The sequence below is a fragment of the Massilia sp. LC238 genome (genome assembly GCF_000735635.1).
Taxonomy (GTDB): Bacteria; Pseudomonadota; Gammaproteobacteria; order Burkholderiales; family Burkholderiaceae_D; genus Telluria; species Telluria varians.
This window is the reverse complement of sequence record NZ_JNNN01000002.1, coordinates 27,240-49,617: the sequence shown is the minus strand read 5'-3', so window position 1 is coordinate 49,617 and position 22,378 is coordinate 27,240. Positions and strand designations below refer to the sequence as shown.

Below are 22,378 nucleotides of genomic sequence, written 5' to 3'. Positions count from 1 at the left end.
TATCGACTGTTGATTGTTAAAGAACCGTTGTTCTGTACTACCTTGCTGCACCTTACGAAGCGTTGTGTTCGTCAGCAGCAGAGAAGTGAGATTATGCAGTGTTTCGCTTAACTCGTCAACCCCTCGTTCGCTTCGTTGCAGATTTTCATCTGCGAACCTTGTCAACTTAACCAACTGATTTCGTTGAACTTTTTCGGTCGCTACCGAAGCGGGGGCGAACTATAGCAAACCGCCCTACCGTCCCGCAAGGCCTTCGTCGAAAATTTTTTACAGGAGCCAGTCGATGGGCAAAAATGACAGCAACTGGACGCCTGCGCGCTTCCAGACGGTCGTGCCCGGCTCCTGGTCATGGCGCCTGAGTTTTCCGCCGGTACGCTCGAGCCAATAGAGTCGCCCCTGCTCGTCCAGGCGAACCTCATACGCGGTTTCAGGAATCGCGTCGTCGAGTGTCTTGTCCAGTTGCCCGGCCAGTTGCGCACTGTCGATCACCAACCCCATCTCGGTATTCAGGTCGATCGAGCGCCGGTCCATATTGAAGGAGCCGACGTACACGGCGCGGCCATCCACACCGAAGGTCTTGGCATGCAGGCTTGACGCGGAGCTGCCGAAGCGCCCCTTGCCGCGCTCCGGCAGCTCGGCTCCCCACCTGCGGCGCAGCTCGAACACCGAGACACCGGCCTCGATCAGCCCGCGGCGCCACTTGGCATAGCCGGCGTGCACGGCCGCCACATCGGTCGCCCCGAGGGAGTTGGTCAGCACGCGTACATGCACGCCCCCACGCGCGATATCGCCCAGGGCCTGCGCCGCATCCTTGCTGGGAACGAAATATGGCGACACCAGGTCGAGCTGCCGCTTCGGCTCGCCCAACAGCTTGCGCAAGCCCACGGCCATGCGGTCGTCCGGATCGGCCTTGCCCAGCACTTTCGCCGGATCGTCGCTCACCAGACGCGTTGGACTCCACTCCAGCGGCAGTTGACCTTCCACCAGCTGCTCGACGAAGGGCGAGGTCCGGATCGCCTCGAGGTAACGCTGGGCGGCAGGCCGCTTGCGCAAGGCGGCCGCCCGCTCGGCCAATGCGCTGGGACGCTGCGCGTCGTCCGCATCGACCAGCACCGCGACGGGATAGGCGGAAGCACTGTTCCAGTAGCGGTCGAAATCCTGCGACACGTCGCGTACCACCGGGCCGACCGCCAGCACGTCGAGGTCGACGAACAGCATGTCCCCCGCGACGCCGAAATATTCGTTGCCCACGTTGCGGCCGCCGACGATCGTTGCCTGGCCGTCCGCCGTGAAGGATTTGTTGTGCATGCGCCGGTTCAGCCGGCTGAAATCGGTGAGGTAGCCCAGGCTGCGCCAGCGGCGCAGCGCGAAGGGATTGAAGAGCCGCACCTCGACGTTCGGTTCACGATCGAGGGCAGCCAGGCTAGGGTCGAGTCCGGCGGTATTGTTATCGTCCAGCAGCAGGCGAACCCGCACGCCGCGCGCAGCGGCCTCGCGCAAGGCATCCAGCATCAGCGTGCCGGTCAGGTCATCGCGCCATATATAGTACTGGACGTCGAGGCTGCGCTCTGCGCTGCGGGCGAGCAGCACGCGTGCCGCAAAGGCATCGCGCCCGTCGATCAGGGGATGGATCCCGGAGCGGCCGGGATGCGCGGCCGCCAGCGGGGCGATGGCCTGTCCCAGACGTGTCGTGTGGGTGCCGTCCAGCGTGAGGCTGGCGGCACGCTGGCCCGGTGGCGGCAGTGCGCTGCAGCCGTAGGCCGCCACCGCGACCGTGAAGACGACGAGCGCCGCCGCTCCTCGACGCAATGCCGGGAACGACGCCGCCCGCATCGCTTACATGCCTTCGAAGTTCGGCTTGCGCTTTTCGAGGAAGGCCGACATGCCTTCTTTCTGCGCAGGCGTGCCGAAACCGGCGTGGAAGTAACGGCGCTCGTAGCGCACGCCTTCGTTCAGCGGCATCTGGTAGGCCTGATTGACGCAATCCTTGATCTGCATGGCGACCGACACCGGCATCTCGGCGATGCCCTGGGCCACCTTGATCGCCTCTTCCATCACGCTCTCGACCGGATACACGCGCGACACCAGACCGGTGCGCTCGGCCTCGGCGGCGTCGATCATGCGGGTGGTGAGCAGCATGTCCATCGCCTTCGACTTCGAGATCGCGCGCGGCAGGCGCTGGGTGCCGCCGGCGCCCGGGGTCACGCCCACCTTGATTTCCGGCTGGCCGAACTTGGCGCTCTCGGACGCGATGAGGAAGTCGCACATCATGGCCAGCTCGCAGCCGCCGCCCAGGCAGTAGCCCGACACCACGCCGATCACCGGCTTGCGGATGTTCAGGATGTGCTCCCAGTTGCGGCCGATGTAGTTGCCCGGGTAGGTGTCCGCCGCATAGGTGTAGTTCGCCATGGCCGCGATGTCGGCGCCCGCCGCGAAGACCTTGTCGCTGCCGGTCAGGACGATGACGTTGACCGCCGGGTCGGCGTCGAACTTGTGCAGGGCATCACCCAGCTCGTTCATCATGTTGTCGTTCAGCGCGTTCATCGCCTTCGGACGGTTCAGGCGGATCACGACGACCTTGCCGTGGTTTTCGATCAGCAGATCTGCATATTCCATGTGGCTTTCCCTTGTGAGGTGGACGGATTGCCGGGATTGTAACGTCTCGCGCTCAATCAAACACGGTATGATTATTTGTTCAGCAATATTCTGTGCGAGATCACCATTCTTTCGTTTGGTAACAACTGGCTGCAAAAGCGCGTTCCTGCCGACTCGGTGATGCGCAAGCCCGACTTCCACCGCTTCTGGTTCAGCAGCATTCTGGCCCATTTCGGCGCGCAGATCACGCTGCTGGCCCTGCCGATCTGCGCGGTGCTGATGCTGCATGCGACGCCGGCGCAGATGGGCACCCTGGCCGCCTTCGAATCCCTACCCTTCCTGCTGTTCGGCCTTCCCTCCGGCGTCCTGCTGGACCGCAGCCGGCGCCTGCCGGTCATCATGTGCAGCGATTTGATAGTGGCGATCGCGCTGGCCAGCGTGCCGCTGGCCTGGTGGCTGGACATGCTGACCATCCCCTGGCTGTATGCGGTCGGCTTCGTGATCGGCGCCGGCCATGTGGTGGGCGGCAGTGCCGAACAGGTATTCCTCACCTTCCTGGTCGGGCGCGACGGCCTGGTGGACGCCCAGGCCAAGTTCGCGGCCACGGAATCGGCCGCGCGCGTGGTCGGTCCCGGCATGGCGGGCGGCCTGGTGCAGCTGCTGGGCGCGCCGATCACCATCCTGTGCAATGTGGCGGGTTTCATCGTTTCGCTGCTCAACCTGCGCCGCATCCGCGCACGCGAGCCGCAGCCGCCGCCCTCGACCTCCCATCCGCTGCGCGACATCCAGGAGGGCCTGGCTTTCGTCTGGAACCAGCCGCTGCTGCGCACCCTGGCCTGGGTCTCGGCCTGCTGGCACCTGCTGTTTTATGGCTACACCGCCCTGCACGTGCTGTTCGCCACCCGCGTGCTCGGCATGACGCCGGGGACCATGGGCATGGCCAACATGCTGGGCGGCCTGGGCGTGCTGGCGGCCTCGCTGCTGGTCAAGCCGCTCTCGAGGCGCTTGGGCACCGGCGGCGGCATCCTGGTCGGCCTGTGCGTGTCGGCCTTCGGCTTCGCCCTGGTGCCGGCCATCCCACCGGCGCTGTTCGGCAGCGCAGCCTGGACGGTGGCGGCCTACGCCATCGTGGTGTTCTGGATCGACTGCGGCGCGACGCTGTTCTTCGTGCCCTACATCGCCCTGCGCCAGCGCGTGACGCCCGATGCGGTGCTGGGCCGGATGGTGGCGACGATGCGCGCCCTGACCGTGGCTGCGGCGCCGCTGGGCGCCCTGCTGGCGGGCGGACTGAGCGAAGGCTTCGGCGTGCGCGCAGGCCTGGGCTGCATCGCCGCCGGCGCCGTCCTGCTGGCGGCCGGAGGCGTGTTCGGCACCCGCCTCAGGCAGGCCAGGGAGTAGTCCGGGATTATTGCGCCGCGCGCGGCAGCAGCACCCAGACCGTGCCGCGCTGCTTCATCTTGCCCGCCCGGTCCATCGCATCCGGGCCGAATCCGTAGAAGAAGTCGGCCCGCACCGCGCCGCGGATGGCGCCGCCGGTATCCTGCGCCATCATCAGGCGCTGCATCGGCACCTCGCTGCCGGCTTCGGTGGTCGCCAGGTAGAGCGGCGCGCCGAGCGGCACGAAGGCCGGATCGATCGCCACCGAACGCCCCGGCGTGAGCGGCACGCCCAGCGCGCCCTTCGGGCCGAGCGAAGGATCGGGCAGTTTCTCTTCGCGGAAGAAGATATAGCTGGGGTTCACGTTGAACAGCTCCTGGCGGCGTCCCGGATTGGCCGCGATCCAGGCGCGGATGCCCTGGGCCGTGGCCTCCTCGACGCTGAGTTCGCCCTGCTCCACCAGCCAGCGCCCGATCGCCTTGTAGGGATGGCCGTTTTGGTCGGCGTAGGCCACGCGCACCGTTTCTCCGCTGTCGAGCTGCACCCGGCCCGAGCCCTGCACTTCGAGGAAGAAGGCCTCGACCGGATCGTTCACCCACAACAGCTCCTTGCCGGCGAAGGGCGCACGCGCGATCTCGGCGCGGCTGCTGTACGGCACCACGGTCTTGCCCGACAGGCGGCCGCGCAGGCGCATGCCCTTCAGCTGCGGATACACGCTGCCCAGGTCGACCGTGAGCAGGTCGTCCGGGACGCGGTACAGGGGCGTCTGGTAGGCGCCAGCGCGCTTGCGCGAACCGTACAGCATCGCTTCGTAATAACCCGTGATCAGGCCGGTGTCGGCGCCATCGGCGGCGCGCACCAGGTTCGGCACGAACCGGCTCTCGAAGAAGCCGCGCACCGCGGCGGCGTCGCTTCCGTCCATGGCGCGGGCCGCGGCGCACACCGCTTTCCAGTCAGGCTTGCTGGCCAGGCCGCGGCAGGATTGCAGCAGGGCCGGCCAGGCCTGGCGCAGGTCGTCCTGTTCCCAGCCCGGCAAGGCGCTGAAGGTGGTCGGCGTCATGAGCGGCGTCGGCGCCGGCGGCTGAGCCGGGACTACCGGTTGCGCAGGCGCCGCCGGCTGCTCGGGCACATAGACCGGGCCGACCGGCGGCGGCATGCGCACCGGTTCGGCGGGCTTGGGCGGCTGCTGCGGCGTGGTCGAGCAGGCGCTCAAAAAGGCGACGAGGGCAAGCGAAGCGGTTACACTGCGGCGTGTCGATGGCATAAGAACAAAAGGACTGAAGGACCGATATGTGGATCTTGATGGTGGAAGCCGGCGTGGCACTCTTCCTGCTCGTCTTTATCGTCTGGTGGACGATGTTCGCCGGCCGCAAGGACGTGCCGCGCGACGAGCCGGCACAGAAGGAACGTGACGCCGGCGAACAATAAGCTGTGCTGCGCTGATCAGTGCAGTGCGCCCGGCTGCGCCAGCACGAATTCCGGAATCGGCACTTCGAAGCGGTGGCCATCCTCGGCCACGCAGAAGTATTCGCCCTTCATCGAGCCCTGCGGCGTTGCCGACTGGGTGCCGCTGGTGTACTCGAACTGCTGGCCCGGCTGCAGCAGCGGCTGGTGGCCGACCACGCCCAGGCCGCTCACTTCCTGCACCGCGTTGTTGGCGTCGGTGATGACCCAGTGGCGCGAGATCAGCTGGGCGGCAATGCTGCCCGTGTTGATAATCGTGATGGTGTAACTGAACACGTACTGGTCCCGTTCCGGGTTGGACTGTTCCGGCAGGTACTGGGTCCTGACCTTGACAGCGAATTCATAGGCGGGCATGGGATTCCTTGCGTGATCGTCAATATTGGTGGAAGCGCCCTGTGTGGCGCAAACGACAATCATACCGCGCGGCGGCTTTCCAAGTCGCCGCGGGCGCAGCGGGCCTGCGCTTCATCAGCGTAAAATAACGGATTCTTTTTACCGGCACGACCTTTCATGACTACCTACCGCATCGCTCCCAGCATTCTGTCCGCCGATTTCGCCCGCCTGGGCGAGGAAGTGCGCAATGTCGTCGCCGCCGGCGCCGACATCATCCACTTCGACGTGATGGACAACCACTACGTCCCGAACCTGACCATCGGCCCGCTGGTGTGCCAGGCGATCCGCCCGCACGTGCAGGTACCGATCGACGTGCACCTGATGGTCAAGCCGGTCGACCGCATCATCCCGGACTTCGCCAAGGCCGGCGCCGACATCATTACCTTCCACCCGGAAGCCTCGGAGCACATCGACCGCACCCTGCAGCTGATCCGCGATAACGGCTGCAAGGCCGGCCTGGTGTTCAACCCGCACACCCCGCTGCACTACCTCGAACACGTGATGGACAAGATCGACATGATCCTGATCATGTCGGTGAACCCGGGCTTCGGCGGCCAGTCCTTCATCCCGCAGGCGCTGAAGAAGATCGCCATGGCGCGCCGCATGATCGACGAGTCGGGCCGCGACATCATGCTGGAAGTCGACGGCGGCATCAAGGCCGACAACATCGCCGAAGCGGCCGCCGCAGGCGCCGACACCTTCGTCGCAGGCTCGGCGATCTTCGGCAAGCCGGACTACAAGGCCGTGATCGACGCGATGCGCGGCGAGCTGGCCAAGGTCGGCAAATAATGCGGGCCGGCGCCGCGGCAATCAAGGCCGCCATCATCGACCTGGACGGCACCATGCTCGACACGGTGCCCGACTTCGAGGCGGCCCTGAACGGCATGCGCGCCGACCTGGGCCTGGCGCCGATCACCCAGGCGACCATCAAGCCGCTGGTCGGCAAGGGCTCCGAAAAACTGGTGCGCGACGCGCTGCTGCTCGACTGGGATGCTGCGCGCGTGGACGCGGTGTTTGACGAAGCCCTGGCCGGCTACCAGCGCCACTACCTCGCCATCAACGGCGACCACAGCACGCTGTTCGAGGGCGTGATCGAGGGCCTGCAGGCCATGCGCGCGCAAGGCCTGCGCCTGGTCTGCGTGACCAACAAGCCCATCGCTTTCACGCTTCCCCTGCTCGACCAGAAGGGCCTGGCGCCGTATTTCGAGCGCGTGTTCGGCGGCGATTCCTTCGAAAAGAAGAAGCCGGACCCGATGCCGATGCTGGGCGCCTGCGCCGCGCTGGACCTGCCGCCATCGACGGTGGTGGCGATCGGCGACTCGTCCAACGACGCCGAAAGCGCACGCGCCGCCGGTTGCTTCGTGCTCACAGTCCCATATGGTTATAACCACGGACGGCCTATACAAGAAATTAATTCTGATGGTATAGTGAGTTCGCTGCTAGAAGCGGCAGAGCAGATATCTGCGCATAACCACACCGCAAAATAAGTTATCTATACATGTTTTTCACCAAAAAACACACTGTCAACCAGACCGGCGCCCTTGAGGCCTGGCTGTGGCGACGCTGGCAATCCTGGGCTAACTAACCCGTCCCCGATTGCTGTCGGCCGTGCTCGTCCGACAGGTTTTTTGAAGTGAACCACCGCCCTTCCCTTCCCTTGGGCGGTCTGGAGAAAAGCATGACCGAACTCGAATTCAAATCGCTGGCCAACCAGGGCTATAACCGCATTCCTTTGGTCGCGGAAGCCTTCGCCGACCTCGAGACCCCGCTGACGCTCTACCTCAAGCTGGCCCAGTCCCAGCAGGCCGGCAAGAACACCTTCCTGCTGGAGTCGGTGGTTGGCGGCGAGCGCTTCGGCCGCTATTCCTTCATCGGCCTGCCTGCTTCGACCCTGATCCGCAACAGCGGCAAGCATACCGACGTCGTCAGGCACGGCGAAGTGATCGAGACGCACGAAGGCAATCCGCTGGAATTCATCGAGGCTTACCAGTCGCGCGTCAAGGTGGCCCTGCGCCCCGGCATGCCGCGCTTCTGCGGCGGCCTGGCCGGCTACTTCGGCTATGACACCGTGCGCCACATCGAGCGCAAGCTTGAGAACAGCTGCCCGCGCGACGAACTGGGCCTGCCGGACATCCAGCTGCTGCTGACCGAAGAACTGGCGGTGATCGACAACCTGTCGGGCAAGCTCTACCTGATCGTCTACGCCGACCCGGCCCAGCCGGAAGCCTATGCGAAAGCGCGCCAGCGCCTGAAGGACCTGCGCGTGATGCTGCGCCGGAGCGTCGATGCGCCGGTGACCTCCAGCTCGGTGCGTACCGAGGCGGTGCGCGACTTCAGCAAGGAAGACTACCTGAAGGCGGTGGCCCGGGCCCACGAATACGTGATGGCGGGCGACCTGATGCAGGTGCAGATCGGCCAGCGCATCCGCAAGCCCTACGTGGATTCGCCGCTGTCGCTGTACCGCTCGCTGCGCTCGCTGAACCCGTCGCCCTACATGTACTACTACAACTTCGGCGACATGCAGATCGTCGGCGCCTCGCCGGAAATCCTGGTACGCAACGAGTCCCTGCCCGACGGCGGCAAGAAGGTGACCCTGCGTCCGATCGCCGGCACCCGTCCGCGCGGCGCCACCCCGGAACGCGACACCGAACTGGCGGCCGAACTGCTGGCCGATCCGAAGGAGATCGCCGAGCACGTGATGCTGATCGACCTGGCGCGCAACGACATCGGCCGCATCGCCGATACCGGCAGCGTGAAAGTCACCGACCGGATGGTGATCGAGAAGTACTCGCACGTGCAGCACATCGTCTCCAACGTCGAAGGCAAGCTGAAAGACGGCATGTCGAACCTCGACGTGCTGCGCGCCACCTTCCCGGCCGGCACCCTCACCGGTGCGCCCAAGGTGCGCGCGATGGAAGTGATCGACGAGCTGGAGCCGGTCAAGCGCGGCATCTACGGCGGCGCGTGCGGCTACCTTTCCTTTGGTGGCGAGATGGACGTGGCGATCGCGATCCGCACCGGCGTGATCAAGGACGGCAACCTCTACGTACAGGCCGCGGCCGGCATCGTGGCCGATTCCATCCCCGAGATGGAATGGCAGGAAACGGAAAACAAGGCGCGCGCCGTGCTGCGCGCGGCCGAACAGGTGCAAGACGGCCTGGATGGGGAGTTCTGACATGCTGCTAATGATCGACAACTACGACTCGTTCACCTACAACATCGTCCAGTACCTGGGCGAGCTGGGCGAGGACGTGCGCACGGTGCGCAACGACGAAATCACGTTGAAAGATATCGAAGCGATGGCGCCCGACCGCATCTGCATCTCGCCGGGCCCGAAGGCGCCGAAGGATGCCGGCATCTCGCTCGACATCCTGCGCGAATTCAAGGGCAAGCTGCCGATCCTGGGCGTGTGCCTCGGCCACCAGGCGATCGGCGAGGCGTTTGGCGGGAACGTCATCCGCGCCAAGCAGGTCATGCACGGCAAGACCTCGCTCATCGCCCACACCGGCGAAGGCGTGTTCAAGGACTTGCCGAGCCCCTTCACCGTGATCCGCTACCACTCGCTGGCGATCGAGCGCGCTTCGCTGCCGGACTGCCTGGAAGTGACGGCATGGACCGACGACGGCGAGATCATGGGCGTGCGCCACAAGGAGTACGACATCGAGGGGGTGCAGTTCCATCCCGAGTCGATCCTGTCGGAGCACGGCCACGCGCTGTTCAAGAATTTTCTCGAGCGCTGAGATATACCGCTAGCCTCAAGACCGTCGTTCCGGCGCAGGCCGGAACCCAAGTTCGTTGCGTACCACTAGCGTGACACCTTGTAGGTGATCACACAAAATTGGATTCCGGCCTTCGCCGGAATGACGTGCAAAGGCTGCGGAGCAAGCGAAGAGCTAGCGACTAGCAAACGAATTTCACCATACTGGACCCGCCATGCCGATCACCCCACAAGAAGCCCTGCTGCGCTGTATCGAACACCGCGAAATCTTCCACGACGAGATGCTGCACCTGTTCCGCCAGATCATGTCGGGCGAGATGTCGCCGACCATGGTGGCGGCCCTGACCATGGGCCTGCGCGTGAAGAAGGAAACCATCGGCGAGATCACCGCCGCCGCCCAGGTCATGCGCGAGTTCTCGACCAAGGTGCCGATGGCCGACACCACCCACCTGCTCGACATCGTCGGCACCGGCGGCGATGGCGCCAACACCTTCAATATCTCGAGCGCCTCGATGTTCGTTGCCGCCGCCAGCGGCGCGCGCGTGGCCAAGCACGGCGGGCGCAGCGTGTCCTCGTCCTCCGGCAGCGCCGACCTGATCGAGTCGCTCGGCGCCCAGATCGACCTGAAGCCCGAGCAGATCGCCCAGTCGATCGCCCAGACCGGCATCGGCTTCATGTTCGCACCCAACCACCACGCCGCCATGAAGCACGTGGCGCCGGTGCGCCGCGAGCTGGGCGTGCGCAGCATCTTCAATATCCTGGGACCGCTGACCAACCCGGCCGGCGCGCCCAACATCCTGATGGGCGTGTTCCACCCCGACCTGGTCGGCATCCAGGTTCGCGTGCTGCAGCGCCTCGGAGCCCAGCATGCAATGGTGGTCTGGGGCCGCGACAATATGGACGAGGTCTCGCTCGGCGCCGGCACCCTGGTGGGTGAACTGGTCGACGGCGAAATCCGCGAGTACGAGATCCATCCGGAAGATTTCGGCATGTCGATGATCTCGAGCCGCAACCTGAAAGTGGCGAATACGGCGGAATCGAAGGAACGCGTGATGGAAGCGCTGCGCGGCGAGCCGGGCCCCGCCACCGACATCGTGGCGCTCAACGCCGGCACCGCCCTGTATGCGGCAGGCGTCGTGTCCTCGATCGAGGAAGGCCTGGCGAAGGCGCGGGCGACGATCGCGTCCGGCGCGGCCCTGGCCAAGCTCGAGCAATTCGTCACCGTCACGCGCCAGCTCGGTGGTCACGCCTGAGCGAAGCAGCAGCAAGCCAACGCATTGAGAGTCTTATGTCCGATATCCTGAACAAGATCCTGGCCGTCAAGGCCGACGAAGTGGCCGCGGCGAAGAAAGCGCGCGACCTGGCCAGCCTGCGCCGCGAGGTGGAAAGCGACCTGGAAGCGCGCCGCGCCATCCGCGGTTTCGAGAACAGCCTGCGCAACAAGATCGCTGCCGGCCAGGCCGGCATCATCGCGGAAGTGAAGAAGGCCTCGCCCTCGAAAGGCGTGCTGCGCCCGGACTTCCAGCCGGCGGCGATCGCGCAAAGCTACGCCGAACACGGCGCGGCCTGCCTGTCGGTGCTGACCGACGTGCAGTTCTTCCAGGGCTCGGTGGATTACCTGCGCCAGGCGCGCGCCGCCTGCGCGCTGCCGGTGATCCGCAAGGATTTCATCGTCGACCATTACCAGGTGTACGAGGCGCGTGCGATGGGCGCGGATGCGATCCTCCTGATCGTGTCGGCACTGGACCACGGCCTGATGGCGGAACTGGAAGCCTGTGCGCTTGACCTCGGCATGGACGTGCTGGTCGAGGTGCACGACGGCGAAGAACTGACTGCGGCGCTGAAGCTGAAGACCCCGCTGCTGGGCATCAACAACCGTAACCTGCGCACTTTCGAGGTGTCGCTCGATACCACGCTGGGCCTGCTGCCGCGGATTCCGGCGGAGCGCCTGGTGGTGACCGAGTCGGGCATCATGGGACCGGCGGACGTGCAGCGGATGCGCGCGGCGAACGTGCATGCCTTCCTGGTCGGCGAGGCCTTCATGCGGGCGCCGGAGCCGGGCGTGGAACTGCAGAGGCTGTTTGGCTGATATCCGGGGCTGACTAAGCTCCGCGGAACTAAGGATGACTGCGCGGCGTCGAAGCTAAGCGCCCTCGAGGCGCCAACCTGCGACGCTGCATTCATCCGCCATGAACATTTCTTTTCGCAGTCAAGCGCTTCTCTCGACGCTTCTGGCAGTCCTGTGCGGCTGCGCTAGTTCTCCTCCTCCCGTTCCCGTCGAAGAGCGCAGCAGCATCGCCATCGACCGCGAGCCGACCGCCGCGCCAACGCCACCGCCATCCCTCACGCTCGACGCCTACAAGGCGCACGTGGCGCGCCACATCGTCCGGCGCAATGCCGACCGTATCTTCAGCGGACGCCTGCCGCCGATGCTGCCAGCGATCGTGGTGGTGAACATCACGGTGGACGGGGACGGCCAGTTGACCGACGTGCAAGTGCAGCGTGCGCGCGACGCGAACGCCGCGCGGATCGCCATGGCGTCGATGCTGCGCAGCGGACCGCTGCCCCGGCCTCACGGCCTGCTTGCCGCGAACAGCCGCGCGATGACCTTCTCGGAAACCTTCCTGTTCGACCGGGACTACCGCTTCCAGCTCAGGACGCTGGCCGGTCCGCAGTAGTCCTTAGCGCCCGAGGACGTTCAGCACCGCCAGGCTCATCGCCTGCGCCGCCGTCTTGATCGACGGTTCCGGCACCGGCGCGTAGAACGGCGAGTGGTTGAAGGCGATCGGCTTGCCGCCTTCACGTTCGGCCTCAGCCACCGCCTTCGGGTCGTACACGCCGGTAAAGAAGAACATCGAGGGCACGCCCTCGTTGACAAACAGCGAGAAGTCTTCGCTGGCGGTCATGGCCGGCATGCGCTGGGCCTTGGCGGCCCCGAAGGCGTCCTTGAACACGGCTTCGGTCTTGGCCACCAGCGCCTCGCTGTTGACGATGGCCGCGCCGCCGCTGATCAGCTGGACGTCCGGCGCCGGTGCGCCGGCCATGGCGGCGGACGCGTTGGCGACCCGGCGCACGCCGTCGAGCAGCTTGGCGCGCACGGCCGGGCTGTACGAGCGGATGGTGCCGCGCACCTGCACGTTGTCCGGGATGATGTTGCCGACCGTGCCGCCCTGGATGGCGCCGATGGTCACCACGCCGAATTCCTTCGGATCCTTCTCGCGGCTGACCACGGTCTGCACGTCCACCACGAAACGGGCGGCGATCGTGATCGGGTCGACCGACTTGTCCGGCGCCGAGCCGTGGCCGCCGCGGCCCTTGAACACGATCTCGATCGCGTCCGAGTTGGACGACACCGGACCGTCATTGAAGCCGACGGTGCCGTGCGCCAGCGGCCAGGAATGCAGGGCGAACGCATAGTCGGGTTTGGGGAAGCGCTTGAACAGGCCATCGTCCAGCATCGCCTTGGCGCCGGAGACGATTTCTTCGGCGGGCTGGGCGATGAAGACCAGCGTGCCTTTCCACTTGGCCTTCATCTCGGCCAGGGTACGGGCCGTGCCAAGCCAGCCGGCCATGTGGACGTCGTGGCCGCAGCTGTGGGTGACGAAGCTCTCGGCGCCATTGCTTACGGCCTTGGCCCGGCTGGCGTAGGGCAAGCCGGTCTTCTCTTCCATCGGCAGGCCGTCCATCTCGGTACGCACCAGCACCGTCGGGCCGGCGCCGTTCTTCAGGACCGCCACGATGCCGGTCTTGCCGACCTTCTCGGTGACCTCGAAACCGAGCTTGCCCATCTCGCCGGCGAGCTTGCCGGCGGTGCGCACTTCCTGGAAGGCGATTTCCGGGTTGGCGTGCAGGTCCTTGTAGACCGTGTCGAGCCAGGGGTACATGGCGTTGACACGGGTGCTGATGTCGGTTTTGAGTGGGGCGGGGAGCTGGGCGGAGGCGGATGCGGTGCAGAGCGAGAGAACGGCGGCAATTAGGGTGTTCTTCAAATGAACCTCAGTGCATGTTCGGTTTGAACGCGTGGGGTAATTCGGGCCAGTGGCCCGAATTACGAGACGCCCACATTCGGAATATTAAACGGCGCTGGGGCGCTTCAGGGCAATCGACTTCTTGCCGGCGACGGCCTGCGACAGGGTGATGGTCGGCAGCTTGTCGCCCTGCAGCGTCACGTCGAAGGCCATCAGCTCGTCGCGGCGGAAGGCATGCACGGTCACCTTGTCGCCGACGCGGTAGCGGCCGAGCAGCGTGTCCACGTTGGCCGGGTTGCCGCTGGCACGCAGGCCGTCGATGGCGATGATGACGTCGTGCGCCGACAGGCCGGCGCGGTGCGCGGCGCCGCCTTCGTGCACCTGGGTCAGCTTGGCGCCCAGCGGGTCGCGGCCGATGCCGGCGTCCAGCGAAGGTTTGCCGCCCTTGCGCTCGTCCACCAGCTTGACGCCGAAAGGCGCGTACAGCTTGGCCAGCGGCAGGTCGTCGGTGCCGCGCACCCAGCGCTCGAACTGGGTGCGCAGGCGCGTGCCGGCCACTTCGTCGAAGATCGCCTCGACCTCGGCCTCCGTCACGCCGCGGCCCGCGCCGCTGTAGAACTCACGCCCGAAGCGTTCCCACAGGGCCAGCATCACGTCGTCCAGCGACTTCGCGCCGTTGGTCCTGGCGCGGATCGTCAGGTCGAAGGCCAGGCCGATCAGGGAACCCTTGGTGTAGTAGCTGATGATCGCATTCGGCGAGTTCTCGTCCTGGCGGTAGTACTTGCTCCAGGCGTCGAAGCTCGAATCGGCCACGCTCTGCTTGAGGCGTCCGCTGCCGCGCAGGACGCCGCCGACGGTCTTGGACAGCAGCTTGAAATAGGTCGCTTCGCCGATGATCCCGGCGCGCACCAGCATCAGGTCGTCGTAGTAGCTGGTGAAACCTTCGAACAGCCACAGCAGCGGGGTGTAGTTCTCCACCTGCAGGTCGTAGGGCGCGAACACCGCCGGCTTGATGCGCTTGACGTTCCAGGTGTGGAAGTATTCGTGGCTGCACAGGCCCAGGAAGCGCAGGTAGCCTTCGCCCGGCTCGGCGCTCCTCGGGGTGGCCAGGCTCGGCAGGTCGGCGCGGGCGCAGATCAGGGCGGTGGAAGCGCGGTGCTCCAGGCCGCCGTAGCCGTCGCCGACGGCCATCGTCATGAAGACGTAGCGGTCCATCGGCGCGCGTGTCGTGTGCGGTTCGAAGAAGGCGATCTGGGTTTCGCAGATGGCTTTCAGGTCGGCCTGCAGGCGCGCCATGTCGAGGTTGGGCACGCGGCCGGTAATGACGATGTCGTGCGGGATGCCGTGGGCCTTGAAGCTGGCCAGCTCGAAGTCGCCCATTTCGACCGGATGATCGATCAGCTCGTCGTAGTCGGCCGCGACGTAGGTGCCGAAACCGTAGCGCTTGGCGCCGAGTTCCTTCATCGCAGTGGCGACGCGCCAGCCCTTCGCGACCAGGTCGCCGGGGCGCTGGATGTCGACCTGGTGAGCCAGGGCTTCCTGGCCAACCACGCGCAGGAACACGCTGGTGCCGTTGAAGAAACCGTGGGTCTGGTCGAGGTGGGCGGCACGAACCGACAGGTCCCAGGCGTACACCTCGTAGTGCAGGGTCAAGGGACCGCTGGTGCGCGCCGCGCGCCAGGAATGCTTGTCCAGTTTGCTCAAGGCGACATCCTGGCCGCCGCTCTCGGCGCGGATGCGCACGATGTTGCGGGCGAACTCGCGGATCATGTAGCTGCCGGGGATCCAGGCCGGCAGCGTGAATACCTGTCCCTCAGGGTCGGGGCTTGCAACCGTAACCGTGACGTTGAACAGGTGGCCGGCCAGGTCCTTGGGAACGATGGTGTAGAGGATGGCGGGCTGCTCGGGCTTCTTTTTCTGGGAAGGTTTTTTCATATCGATAGGTGATGCGGCCAAATATGCTCCCTAGTGTAATCGGATTCGATCACGACTGGAAAACAATGACATGCATACATCACGCCGGCAGGTCGGCGGGCGTATCGATGTCCTGCAGGATGCCGGGGTCGGCCACGGGGACGTCTTGTACCGGATACGCCTGCAGCAGCCGGCGCGCGCCCTGGTCGCCCGCCATCGCCAGCAGCGCGTCGCGGTGAACGGGACCGAAGGCGACCGGGTTGCCGCGCCTTCCGCCGACCACCGGCGCCGCAATGCCGGCGCCCGCCTGTACCGCCTCAACCAGCGCGTCCAGGGTGGATGCCGCCACAAAAGGCATGTCCCCCAGCGCCACCAGCCAGCCTTCGGCCGGCAGCGAGTGGCGGATCGCGTGGGCCAGCGAGGCGCCCATGCCGGTATCGGCGTCCGGGCACACGGTAATTTCGCAGCCGAGTGCGCGCAGGATGTCGCCCACGCCGCCGTCTTCCGGCGGCACCACCGCGACCACGCGCGGCACGCAGGCGAGCAGGCGACGTGCGCTGGCAGCGGCCACCAGCTCGCCGCCGGGCAGCGGCTGGAGCAGCTTGTTGCGGCTGCCCCCGGCGTCGAAACGGCGGCCCCGGCCGGCAGCAAGCAGGATGCCGGTCAAGGACATGCGCGCCGGCGACGTGCGCGTCTGCGACATCGCGTCAAGCCGTCGCCAGGTCGAAAGGCAGCTTGCGCAGGCGCTTGCCGGTCAGCCGGAACACGGCGTTGGCAAAGGCCGGCGCCAGCGGCGGCAGGCCCGGTTCGCCGACGCCGGTGGGCGGATCGTTCGACGGCACGATGTGCACCTCGACCTGCGGCATCTCGTGGTGGCGGGCCACGACGTAGTCGCCGAAGTTCTGCTGCTCGACCACGCCGTCCTTGAGCGTCATCGCGGCGCCCGGCAGGGTCATTCCCAGGCCCATCAGGGCCGCGCCCTGCACCTGCGCCTCGATCGACAGCGGGTTGACCGGCTGGTTGCAGTGCACGCCCGCGACCGCGCGGTGCAGCTTCGGCACGCCGTCGACCACCGATGCCTCGACCACGTAGGCGACCACCGAGCCGAAGGACTCGTGCACGGCCACGCCCCAGGCGCGCCCCTTCGGCAGCTTTTTCGTGCCGTAGCCGGACTTGGCCACCGCCAGGTCGAGCGCCGCGCGGTGACGCAGGTGCTTCTCGCCCATCAGCTTCTTGCGGTAGGCGACCGGGTCCATCCTGGCCACGTGCGCGGCTTCGTCGATCAGGGTCTCCATCACGTAGGCGGTATGGGTCGAACCGACCGAGCGCCACCACAGCACCGGCACGTTCTGCTTCACGCCCTCGACCGCCAGGTTCAGCGGCACGTCGTAGGGCGCCCCCATGCCCTCGACCGTGCTGCCGTCCACGCCGTCCTTGACCATGCCCTGCTCGAACATGGTGCCGGCCATGATCGACTGGCCGACGATCTTGTGGTCCCAGGCCACGATCCGGCCCTTGCCGTCGATGCCCAGGTCGGCGCGGTGCACATAGGACGGGCGGTAGTAGCCGCCGCGGATGTCGTCCTCGCGGCTCCACACCAGCTTGACCGGGCCGCTCTTGCCGGCGGCGCGCCAGGCCTTGGCGATGCGGACCGTGTCGCCGACCCAGTCCGATGCCAGCACCGCACGGCGGCCGAAGCCGCCGCCGGCCATCATGGTGTTGATCGTCACCTGCTCCGGCTTGAGGCCGAGGATTCCAGCCGCCACCTGCTGGTCGACCGTCTGCGACTGGGTACCCGCCCAGATCGTGCAGGAGTCAATCTTCAGGTCGACCACGCAGTTGAGCGGCTCCATCGGCGCATGCGCCAGGTAGGGGAACTCATAGACCGCCGAGATCTTGTGGGCAGCGCCGGCCAGCTGCGACACGTCGGCCTTGCGCGCGAGCGCGCCGCCCGGGGCCTTGGCCAGCTTGCGGAATTCTTCCAGCTGCTGCGCGCTGCTGACCTTCTCGAGCCCGCTCGTATCCCACTCGGCCTGCAGCGCCTCGCGGCCCTGCTTGGCCGGCCAGTAGCCTGTTGCGAACACGGCGACGCCACGGGCGCCGCGGTCCAGGTCCACTTCCAGCACCTCGACCACGCCCTTCACGGCGCGCGCGGCGGCGGCATCGAACTTTGCTACTTTCGCGCCGAACACCGGCGGGCGCGCCACCAGCACGGTGAGGGCATCCTCCGGCGTGAAGTCGATGCCGAACTGCTGGCGGCCGCTCGACTTGGCGCGCGCATCGATGCGGCGCATTGGCTTGCCGATGTAGCGGTAGGCTTTCGGCTCCTTCAGCACCACGGTGGCGGGCACCGGCTGCTTCATCGCGGCCTCGGCCAGCGAACCGTAGCTCGCCTTCTGGCCGTTCGGGCCGAGCACCATGCCTTTCGAGGTGCGGCACTGCCCTGGCGCCACCTTCCACTGCTCGGCCGCGGCGGCAACCAGCATGGCGCGGGCGCGCGCGCCGATCTCGCGGTATTGCGTGAAGCCGTGCGCGATGCTGCCCGAGCCGCCGGTGATCTGCATGCCGAAAGCCGGATCCTTGTAGACCTCGCCGGCAGGGGCCAGCTCGCCGCGCATCTGCGACCAGTCGGCGTCGAGTTCCTCGGCGATCAGCATCGGCAGCGAGGTGTGCACGCCCTGGCCGAATTCGAGGCGGTTGACCATGACGGTGATGGTGTTGTCGGGCGCTACGCGCAGGAAGGCGTTCGGTGCGTAGACCTTGGCTTCGGCGGCCTGGGCGAAACGATGCGCGCCCGGCAGCGTAAAGCCCAGCACCAGCCCACCGGTGGCGGCGCCCGCGGTCTTCAGGAAGCCGCGGCGCGACAAACCGGCGCCGGCGGCGCGCGCGGCGGCGGCGCGATCGATCCAGTCGAATTTCATCGCGCTCTCCTCAGGCCAGGGTCGTGGCGGCATCCTTGATGGCCGCGCGGATCCGTTGGTAGGTGCCGCAGCGGCAGATGTTGCCGCTCATCGCGTTGTCGATGTCGGCGTCGCTCGGGCGCTTGTTGGTGCGCAGCAGGACCACGGCGCTCATCACCTGGCCGCTCTGGCAGTAGCCGCACTGCGGCACGTCGTGCTTGACCCAGGCGTCCTGCACGGCCTTGCCGACCTTGTCGTTTTCCATTGCTTCGATGGTGGTGATCTTCAAGCCCTGGGCGGCGGAGATCGGTGTGACGCAGGAGCGGATCGGGTTGCCGTCCAGGTGCACGGTGCAGGCGCCGCACAGCGCCGCGCCGCAGCCGAACTTGGTGCCCGTCATGTTGAGGTTGTCGCGCAGTGCCCAGAGGATGGGCGTGCTGGGGTCGGCGTCGACCTGGAGGTCGCGCCCGTTGATGTTCAAGGTGACCATGTACTGCTCCCTGTTTGGACTACGTGGTTGTTTTTGTTTTCGTAGGGTGGGCGGCTATGCCGCCCACGCGGTGATACGTAGCTGCAAGATCATCCGGCGCGAAAGCGGAGCCGATAACTATCGCCGCGTGGGCGGGAAACCCGCCCACCCTACGGTTTACTTCAGCGACTGCAGCTTGGCCTCCAGCCCCTTCAGGTCGATCGCACCCGGAATGCGGGAACCATCGGTGAAGAAGATGGCCGGCGTGCCCTGGATACGCAGCTTCTGGCCGAGGGCCACGACCTGGTCGTTCGGCGATTCGCAGCCGGCTGGCGCCGCCGGTGGCAGCTTGTTGTTGATCATCCAGTCATCCCAGGCCTTGACGCGGTCCGCGGCGCACCAGATGTTCTTCGACTTCACGAACGAATCCTCGGACAGGATGTTGTACATGAAGGTGTAGATCGTGACGTTGTCGATTTCCTTGAGCGTGGTCTGGCGCAGGCGCTTGCAGTAGCCGCAGTTCGGGTCCTCGAACACGGCGATGACGCGCTTGCCGTTGCCCTTGACCTGCTTGAGCGCCAGTTCCAGCGGCAGGTCGCTGAACTTGATCTTGTTGACTTCCTCGATGCGGGCGCGGGTCAGGTTGGTCGACGTCTTGGTGTCGTAGACGTGGCCGATGAACAGGTAGTCGCCCTTCTTGTCCGTGTACAGGATGTCGCCGGCCACGCGCACTTCGTACAGGCCGCTGTAGGGCGTCTCGCGGATCGATTCGATCTTGGCGCCGCCCAGGCGCGGTTCGAGCGCCTTCTTGATCGTGGCTTCGGTGGTGTTCTGCGCTTCCACGCAGGATGCGAGCAGGCCCGTCGCCAGCAGGACGGCGACCTTTGTTTTCAACATGACAATTCCTTAAAGGCTAGGTGCTTACTTGCCCATCGCATGCGCCATCAGGCGACGCTTTACCGAAGGCAATTTATCGAGCAAGTTTAATCCGAAATTACGCACGACGCGTACCGGTTCCAGGTTGGCGCCGAACAAACGTTCGAGCCCGTCGGTGGCCCATTGCATGAGCAGCACGTCTTCCTTGCGCTTGCGGGCATAGCGCGCCAGCACCCGTTCGTCGGCGATGCCGCGCCGGTCTTCGCGTTCGCGCAGCACCTGCAGGAGGTCGACGATGTCGCCGAAGCCCAGGTTCATGCCGTGGCCCGCCAGCGGATGTACCGCGTGGGCGGCGTCGCCCACCAGGGCCACGCGCGGCGCGACCAGCGAGTGCGGGCGCACCAGCGCCAGCGGCACCGCCTTGACGGCTTCCGGCTGCAGGGGGCGCAGGGTGCCGAGCTTGTCGTCGGCGTATTCGGCCAGGCGGATCGCCAGTTCGCCGAGCGACTCGTCCATCAGGGTGTCGGCCAGGGTTTCCGGGGCCGACCAGACCAGCGAAACACGGTTGCCCGGCAGCGGCAGCAGCGCGACGATGCCGTCGGCGCAGGTGAACCACTGGTAGGCCACGCCGTGGTGCGGCTTGTCGCAGGCAAAATTGGTGACGATGGCGCGCTGGTGGTACATGCGGTAATCGACGCCGATGTCGCACTGGCCGCGCACCCAGGATTCGCGCCCGTCGGCGCCGACCACCAGTTCGCAGGCGATTTTCGTGCCGTCTTCCAGCAGCACGGCGGCCCCCAGCTCGCTGCAGGTCAGGTCGCAGGCACAGCCGGACACCATCTGGACGTTGGCGGCGAACTTGAGCGCCGCGTCCAGCGCGCCGTTCAGGTTGCTGTCCTCGACGATCCAGGCCAGCGTGCCGACATGGGCGCCGAAGGCGTCGAAGCCCAGGTTGCCGCCCTGCTGGCCGTCGCCCTTGATGTCCATCGCATCGACCGGCTGCACCCGCGCCAGGTCGAGGGCGCCCCAGACCTTGAGCGATGCCAGCAGGTCGTGGGCCGTGTGGTTGAGGGCGTAGACGCGCACGTCCCAGGGTTTTTCCGCCGCCGAGGTGCTCGGCGTCTCTGGCGCCGGGCGCGCTGGCGGCACCAGCAGGGTGACGCTGTATCCCGACTGGGCAAAACCGAGGGCGGCAGTCTTGGCGATGGCGCCGTTGCCGACGATGCAGACGTCGCTGCGGTACTGGGCGGAGGTGGTAGTCATGAAACACATTATAGCGAGATGTCAACAGCGCGCTCGGGCATCTGAAGCGCGCCACAGGCGCTTGCCGGCCGCAGCGTGCGCATGGGGGCTTGCGCGGATGAGAATCGCTGGCTATAATCATGCCTCTCTTGGCCTGGTAGCTCAGTTGGTAGAGCAGAGGATTGAAAATCCTTGTGTCGGTGGTTCGATTCCGCCCCGGGCCACCAAGAATTAAAGAACGCCACCCTCGGGTGGCGTTTTTGCTTTCAAAGGTCTTCCATGCATACCCTGCCTCCCTGCCCCGAATGCCAGTCCACCCTCACTTATGAAGACGGCAGCGGCCAGTACGTCTGCCCGGAATGCGCCCACGAGTGGCCGGTAGAGGGCGAAGCACCCGAAGCCGCCCGGGTCTGGCGCGACGCTTCCGGCAATATCCTGCAGGACGGCGATAGCGTCACCGTCATCAAGGACCTCAAGCTGAAAGGCGGGGGCGGCGTGGTCAAGCAGGGAACCAAGGTCAAGAATATCCGCCTGGTCGAGGGCGACCACGACATCGACTGCAAGATCGAGGGTTTCGGCGCGATGAGCCTGAAATCGGAGTTCGTGCGCAAGAACTGAGCCCTACTTTTGTGCAACCAGGCAAGATGACTTAAGATAGGTTCATCCATCCTGTCGAACAGCCAAGGGGTAGGCAAGCCGTGCCGATCCATTTTGCCAGACGCCTCACCGGGCACAAGCGCAGCGTCGATGCCAACAGGCATCTCGGTGTCACGCTGGCATTCATTGCAGGCGCCATCAACGCGGGCGGTTTTCTCGCCGTGCAGCAGTACACCTCGCACATGACCGGTATCGTGTCGGGCATGGCGGATCACTTGGCGCTGGGGGACCATGCGCTGGTACTGGCCGGGTTCGGCGCGATCCTGTCCTTCCTGCTGGGCGCCACCTGCACCGCCCTGATGGTCAGCCACGCGCGCCAGCGCCGCATGCACAGCGAATACGCCCTGCCCTTGCTGCTCGAGGCCGTGCTCCTGCTCGGCTTTGGCCTGCTTGGCGGCCACCTTGCCACGATCGCCGGGCTGTTCGTCCCGCTGACCGTCATGCTGCTGTGTTTTATCATGGGCCTGCAGAATGCCTTGATCACCAAGCTGTCCAGGGCCGAGATCAGGACGACCCACATGACAGGCATCATCACCGACATCGGCATCGAACTGGGAAAAATGGCGTATCGCCGGGCGGCGCCCGGTGCCGGCACGGTCGTGCCGAACCGCGACCGGCTCGGGATCCACACCATGCTGGTGCTGTCCTTCTTCTTCGGCGGCGTGATCGGCGCGCTGGGATTCGCGCACATCGGCTACCGGTCGACGGTGCCGCTTGCCGTCGTCCTGTGCGTGCTGGCGATCGTTCCGGCACTCGACGACCTGGCACGTCTGCGGCGCCGGCGCGCCAGAAAATAAAACGCCAC

22 protein-coding genes and 1 tRNA gene are annotated in these 22,378 nt (G+C 66.1%); 12 read left to right on the top strand and 11 right to left on the bottom strand.

Annotation, left to right across the window (positions count from 1 at the left end; translation table 11 throughout):
• Positions 1 to 267 precede the first annotated feature (267 nt).
• Both FG94_RS00365 and FG94_RS00360 read right to left on the bottom strand, forming a co-directional pair.
• Positions 268 to 1,833 (bottom strand): phospholipase D family protein, encoded by a 1,566-nt coding sequence (locus tag FG94_RS00365; protein ID WP_081925692.1) that lies wholly within the window; start codon positions 1,831 to 1,833, stop codon positions 268 to 270.
• A gap of 3 nt (positions 1,834 to 1,836) precedes the next feature.
• Positions 1,837 to 2,616, bottom strand: coding sequence for an enoyl-CoA hydratase (locus tag FG94_RS00360; protein ID WP_036205703.1), 780 nt, complete (start codon positions 2,614 to 2,616; stop codon positions 1,837 to 1,839).
• A gap of 75 nt (positions 2,617 to 2,691) precedes the next feature.
• Here FG94_RS00360 and FG94_RS00355 point away from each other — a divergent pair, with 75 nt between their 5' ends.
• Positions 2,692 to 3,993, top strand: coding sequence for an MFS transporter (locus FG94_RS00355; RefSeq protein ID WP_051995916.1), 1,302 nt, complete (start codon positions 2,692 to 2,694; stop codon positions 3,991 to 3,993).
• Positions 3,994 to 4,000: 7 nt separating this feature from the next.
• On the opposite strand, the gene FG94_RS00350 is transcribed toward FG94_RS00355, so the two are convergent.
• Positions 4,001 to 5,185: a murein transglycosylase A gene (locus FG94_RS00350; protein ID WP_036205701.1), complete on the bottom strand. Its 1,185-nt coding sequence runs from the start codon at positions 5,183 to 5,185 to the stop codon at positions 4,001 to 4,003.
• A gap of 77 nt (positions 5,186 to 5,262) precedes the next feature.
• Here FG94_RS00350 and FG94_RS27780 point away from each other — a divergent pair, with 77 nt between their 5' ends.
• The gene (locus FG94_RS27780) at positions 5,263 to 5,400 is read left to right on the top strand and encodes a hypothetical protein (RefSeq protein WP_200879918.1); all 138 of its coding nucleotides are present in this window, start codon (positions 5,263 to 5,265) and stop codon (positions 5,398 to 5,400) included.
• A 15-nt stretch (positions 5,401 to 5,415) separates the two neighbouring features.
• On the opposite strand, the gene apaG is transcribed toward FG94_RS27780, so the two are convergent.
• A complete protein-coding gene (apaG, locus tag FG94_RS00345) occupies positions 5,416 to 5,790 on the bottom strand; it encodes a Co2+/Mg2+ efflux protein ApaG (protein ID WP_036205699.1) in 375 nt (124 codons plus the stop codon).
• A gap of 156 nt (positions 5,791 to 5,946) precedes the next feature.
• Here apaG and rpe point away from each other — a divergent pair, with 156 nt between their 5' ends.
• From rpe to FG94_RS26995, 7 genes are all read left to right on the top strand, one after another.
• Positions 5,947 to 6,618 (top strand): ribulose-phosphate 3-epimerase, encoded by a 672-nt coding sequence (rpe, locus tag FG94_RS00340; protein WP_036205697.1) that lies wholly within the window; start codon positions 5,947 to 5,949, stop codon positions 6,616 to 6,618.
• The gene (locus tag FG94_RS00335; protein ID WP_036205695.1) at positions 6,618 to 7,316 is read left to right on the top strand and encodes a phosphoglycolate phosphatase; all 699 of its coding nucleotides are present in this window, start codon (positions 6,618 to 6,620) and stop codon (positions 7,314 to 7,316) included. Before rpe ends, FG94_RS00335 begins: the two co-directional genes overlap by 1 nt.
• A gap of 191 nt (positions 7,317 to 7,507) precedes the next feature.
• Entirely contained in the window at positions 7,508 to 9,004 is a 1,497-nt protein-coding gene (gene trpE / locus FG94_RS00330) for an anthranilate synthase component I (RefSeq protein ID WP_036205692.1), read from the top strand.
• A 1-nt stretch (position 9,005) separates the two neighbouring features.
• Positions 9,006 to 9,569, top strand: coding sequence for an aminodeoxychorismate/anthranilate synthase component II (locus FG94_RS00325; protein WP_036205688.1), 564 nt, complete (start codon positions 9,006 to 9,008; stop codon positions 9,567 to 9,569).
• Positions 9,570 to 9,762: 193 nt separating this feature from the next.
• Positions 9,763 to 10,800 (top strand): anthranilate phosphoribosyltransferase, encoded by a 1,038-nt coding sequence (trpD, locus tag FG94_RS00320; RefSeq protein WP_036205685.1) that lies wholly within the window; start codon positions 9,763 to 9,765, stop codon positions 10,798 to 10,800.
• A 35-nt stretch (positions 10,801 to 10,835) separates the two neighbouring features.
• A complete protein-coding gene (gene trpC, locus FG94_RS00315) occupies positions 10,836 to 11,636 on the top strand; it encodes an indole-3-glycerol phosphate synthase TrpC (RefSeq protein ID WP_027864210.1) in 801 nt (266 codons plus the stop codon).
• 100 nt (positions 11,637 to 11,736) lie between these two features.
• Positions 11,737 to 12,225: an energy transducer TonB gene (locus tag FG94_RS26995; RefSeq protein ID WP_152570782.1), complete on the top strand. Its 489-nt coding sequence runs from the start codon at positions 11,737 to 11,739 to the stop codon at positions 12,223 to 12,225.
• 3 nt (positions 12,226 to 12,228) lie between these two features.
• Here the strand turns inward: FG94_RS26995 and FG94_RS00305 are convergent, their stop codons facing one another.
• From FG94_RS00305 to FG94_RS00275, 7 genes are all read right to left on the bottom strand, one after another.
• Entirely contained in the window at positions 12,229 to 13,536 is a 1,308-nt protein-coding gene (locus tag FG94_RS00305; RefSeq protein WP_036205682.1) for an amidohydrolase, read from the bottom strand.
• Between the two features lie 84 nt (positions 13,537 to 13,620).
• Entirely contained in the window at positions 13,621 to 15,450 is a 1,830-nt protein-coding gene (locus FG94_RS00300) for a M61 family metallopeptidase (protein WP_036205679.1), read from the bottom strand.
• A gap of 79 nt (positions 15,451 to 15,529) precedes the next feature.
• On the bottom strand, positions 15,530 to 16,132 hold the full coding sequence (locus tag FG94_RS00295; RefSeq protein ID WP_229445798.1) for an NTP transferase domain-containing protein: 603 nt from the start codon (positions 16,130 to 16,132) through the stop codon (positions 15,530 to 15,532).
• A 4-nt stretch (positions 16,133 to 16,136) separates the two neighbouring features.
• Positions 16,137 to 18,350: a xanthine dehydrogenase family protein molybdopterin-binding subunit gene (locus FG94_RS00290; RefSeq protein WP_036205677.1), complete on the bottom strand. Its 2,214-nt coding sequence runs from the start codon at positions 18,348 to 18,350 to the stop codon at positions 16,137 to 16,139.
• A 10-nt stretch (positions 18,351 to 18,360) separates the two neighbouring features.
• Positions 18,361 to 18,819 carry a (2Fe-2S)-binding protein gene (locus tag FG94_RS00285; protein ID WP_036205674.1) on the bottom strand — a complete coding sequence of 153 codons (459 nt, stop codon included), beginning with the start codon at positions 18,817 to 18,819 and terminating at the stop codon, positions 18,361 to 18,363.
• Positions 18,820 to 18,975: 156 nt separating this feature from the next.
• On the bottom strand, positions 18,976 to 19,695 hold the full coding sequence (locus tag FG94_RS00280; RefSeq protein WP_036205672.1) for a DsbC family protein: 720 nt from the start codon (positions 19,693 to 19,695) through the stop codon (positions 18,976 to 18,978).
• Between the two features lie 24 nt (positions 19,696 to 19,719).
• The gene (locus FG94_RS00275; protein WP_036205670.1) at positions 19,720 to 20,937 is read right to left on the bottom strand and encodes an FAD-dependent monooxygenase; all 1,218 of its coding nucleotides are present in this window, start codon (positions 20,935 to 20,937) and stop codon (positions 19,720 to 19,722) included.
• Positions 20,938 to 21,067: 130 nt separating this feature from the next.
• On the opposite strand from FG94_RS00275, the gene FG94_RS00270 reads away from it, so the two are divergent.
• The 3 genes from FG94_RS00270 to FG94_RS00260 all read left to right on the top strand — a co-directional run bounded on the left by FG94_RS00270 (position 21,068) and on the right by FG94_RS00260 (position 22,370).
• Positions 21,068 to 21,143, top strand: a tRNA-Phe gene (locus FG94_RS00270).
• 52 nt (positions 21,144 to 21,195) lie between these two features.
• Complete coding sequence (locus FG94_RS00265) at positions 21,196 to 21,534, top strand: zinc ribbon domain-containing protein YjdM (protein ID WP_036205668.1); 339 nt, start codon at positions 21,196 to 21,198, stop codon at positions 21,532 to 21,534.
• A gap of 80 nt (positions 21,535 to 21,614) precedes the next feature.
• Positions 21,615 to 22,370 (top strand): YoaK family protein, encoded by a 756-nt coding sequence (locus tag FG94_RS00260; RefSeq protein WP_036205665.1) that lies wholly within the window; start codon positions 21,615 to 21,617, stop codon positions 22,368 to 22,370.
• Positions 22,371 to 22,378: the final 8 nt, after the last annotated feature.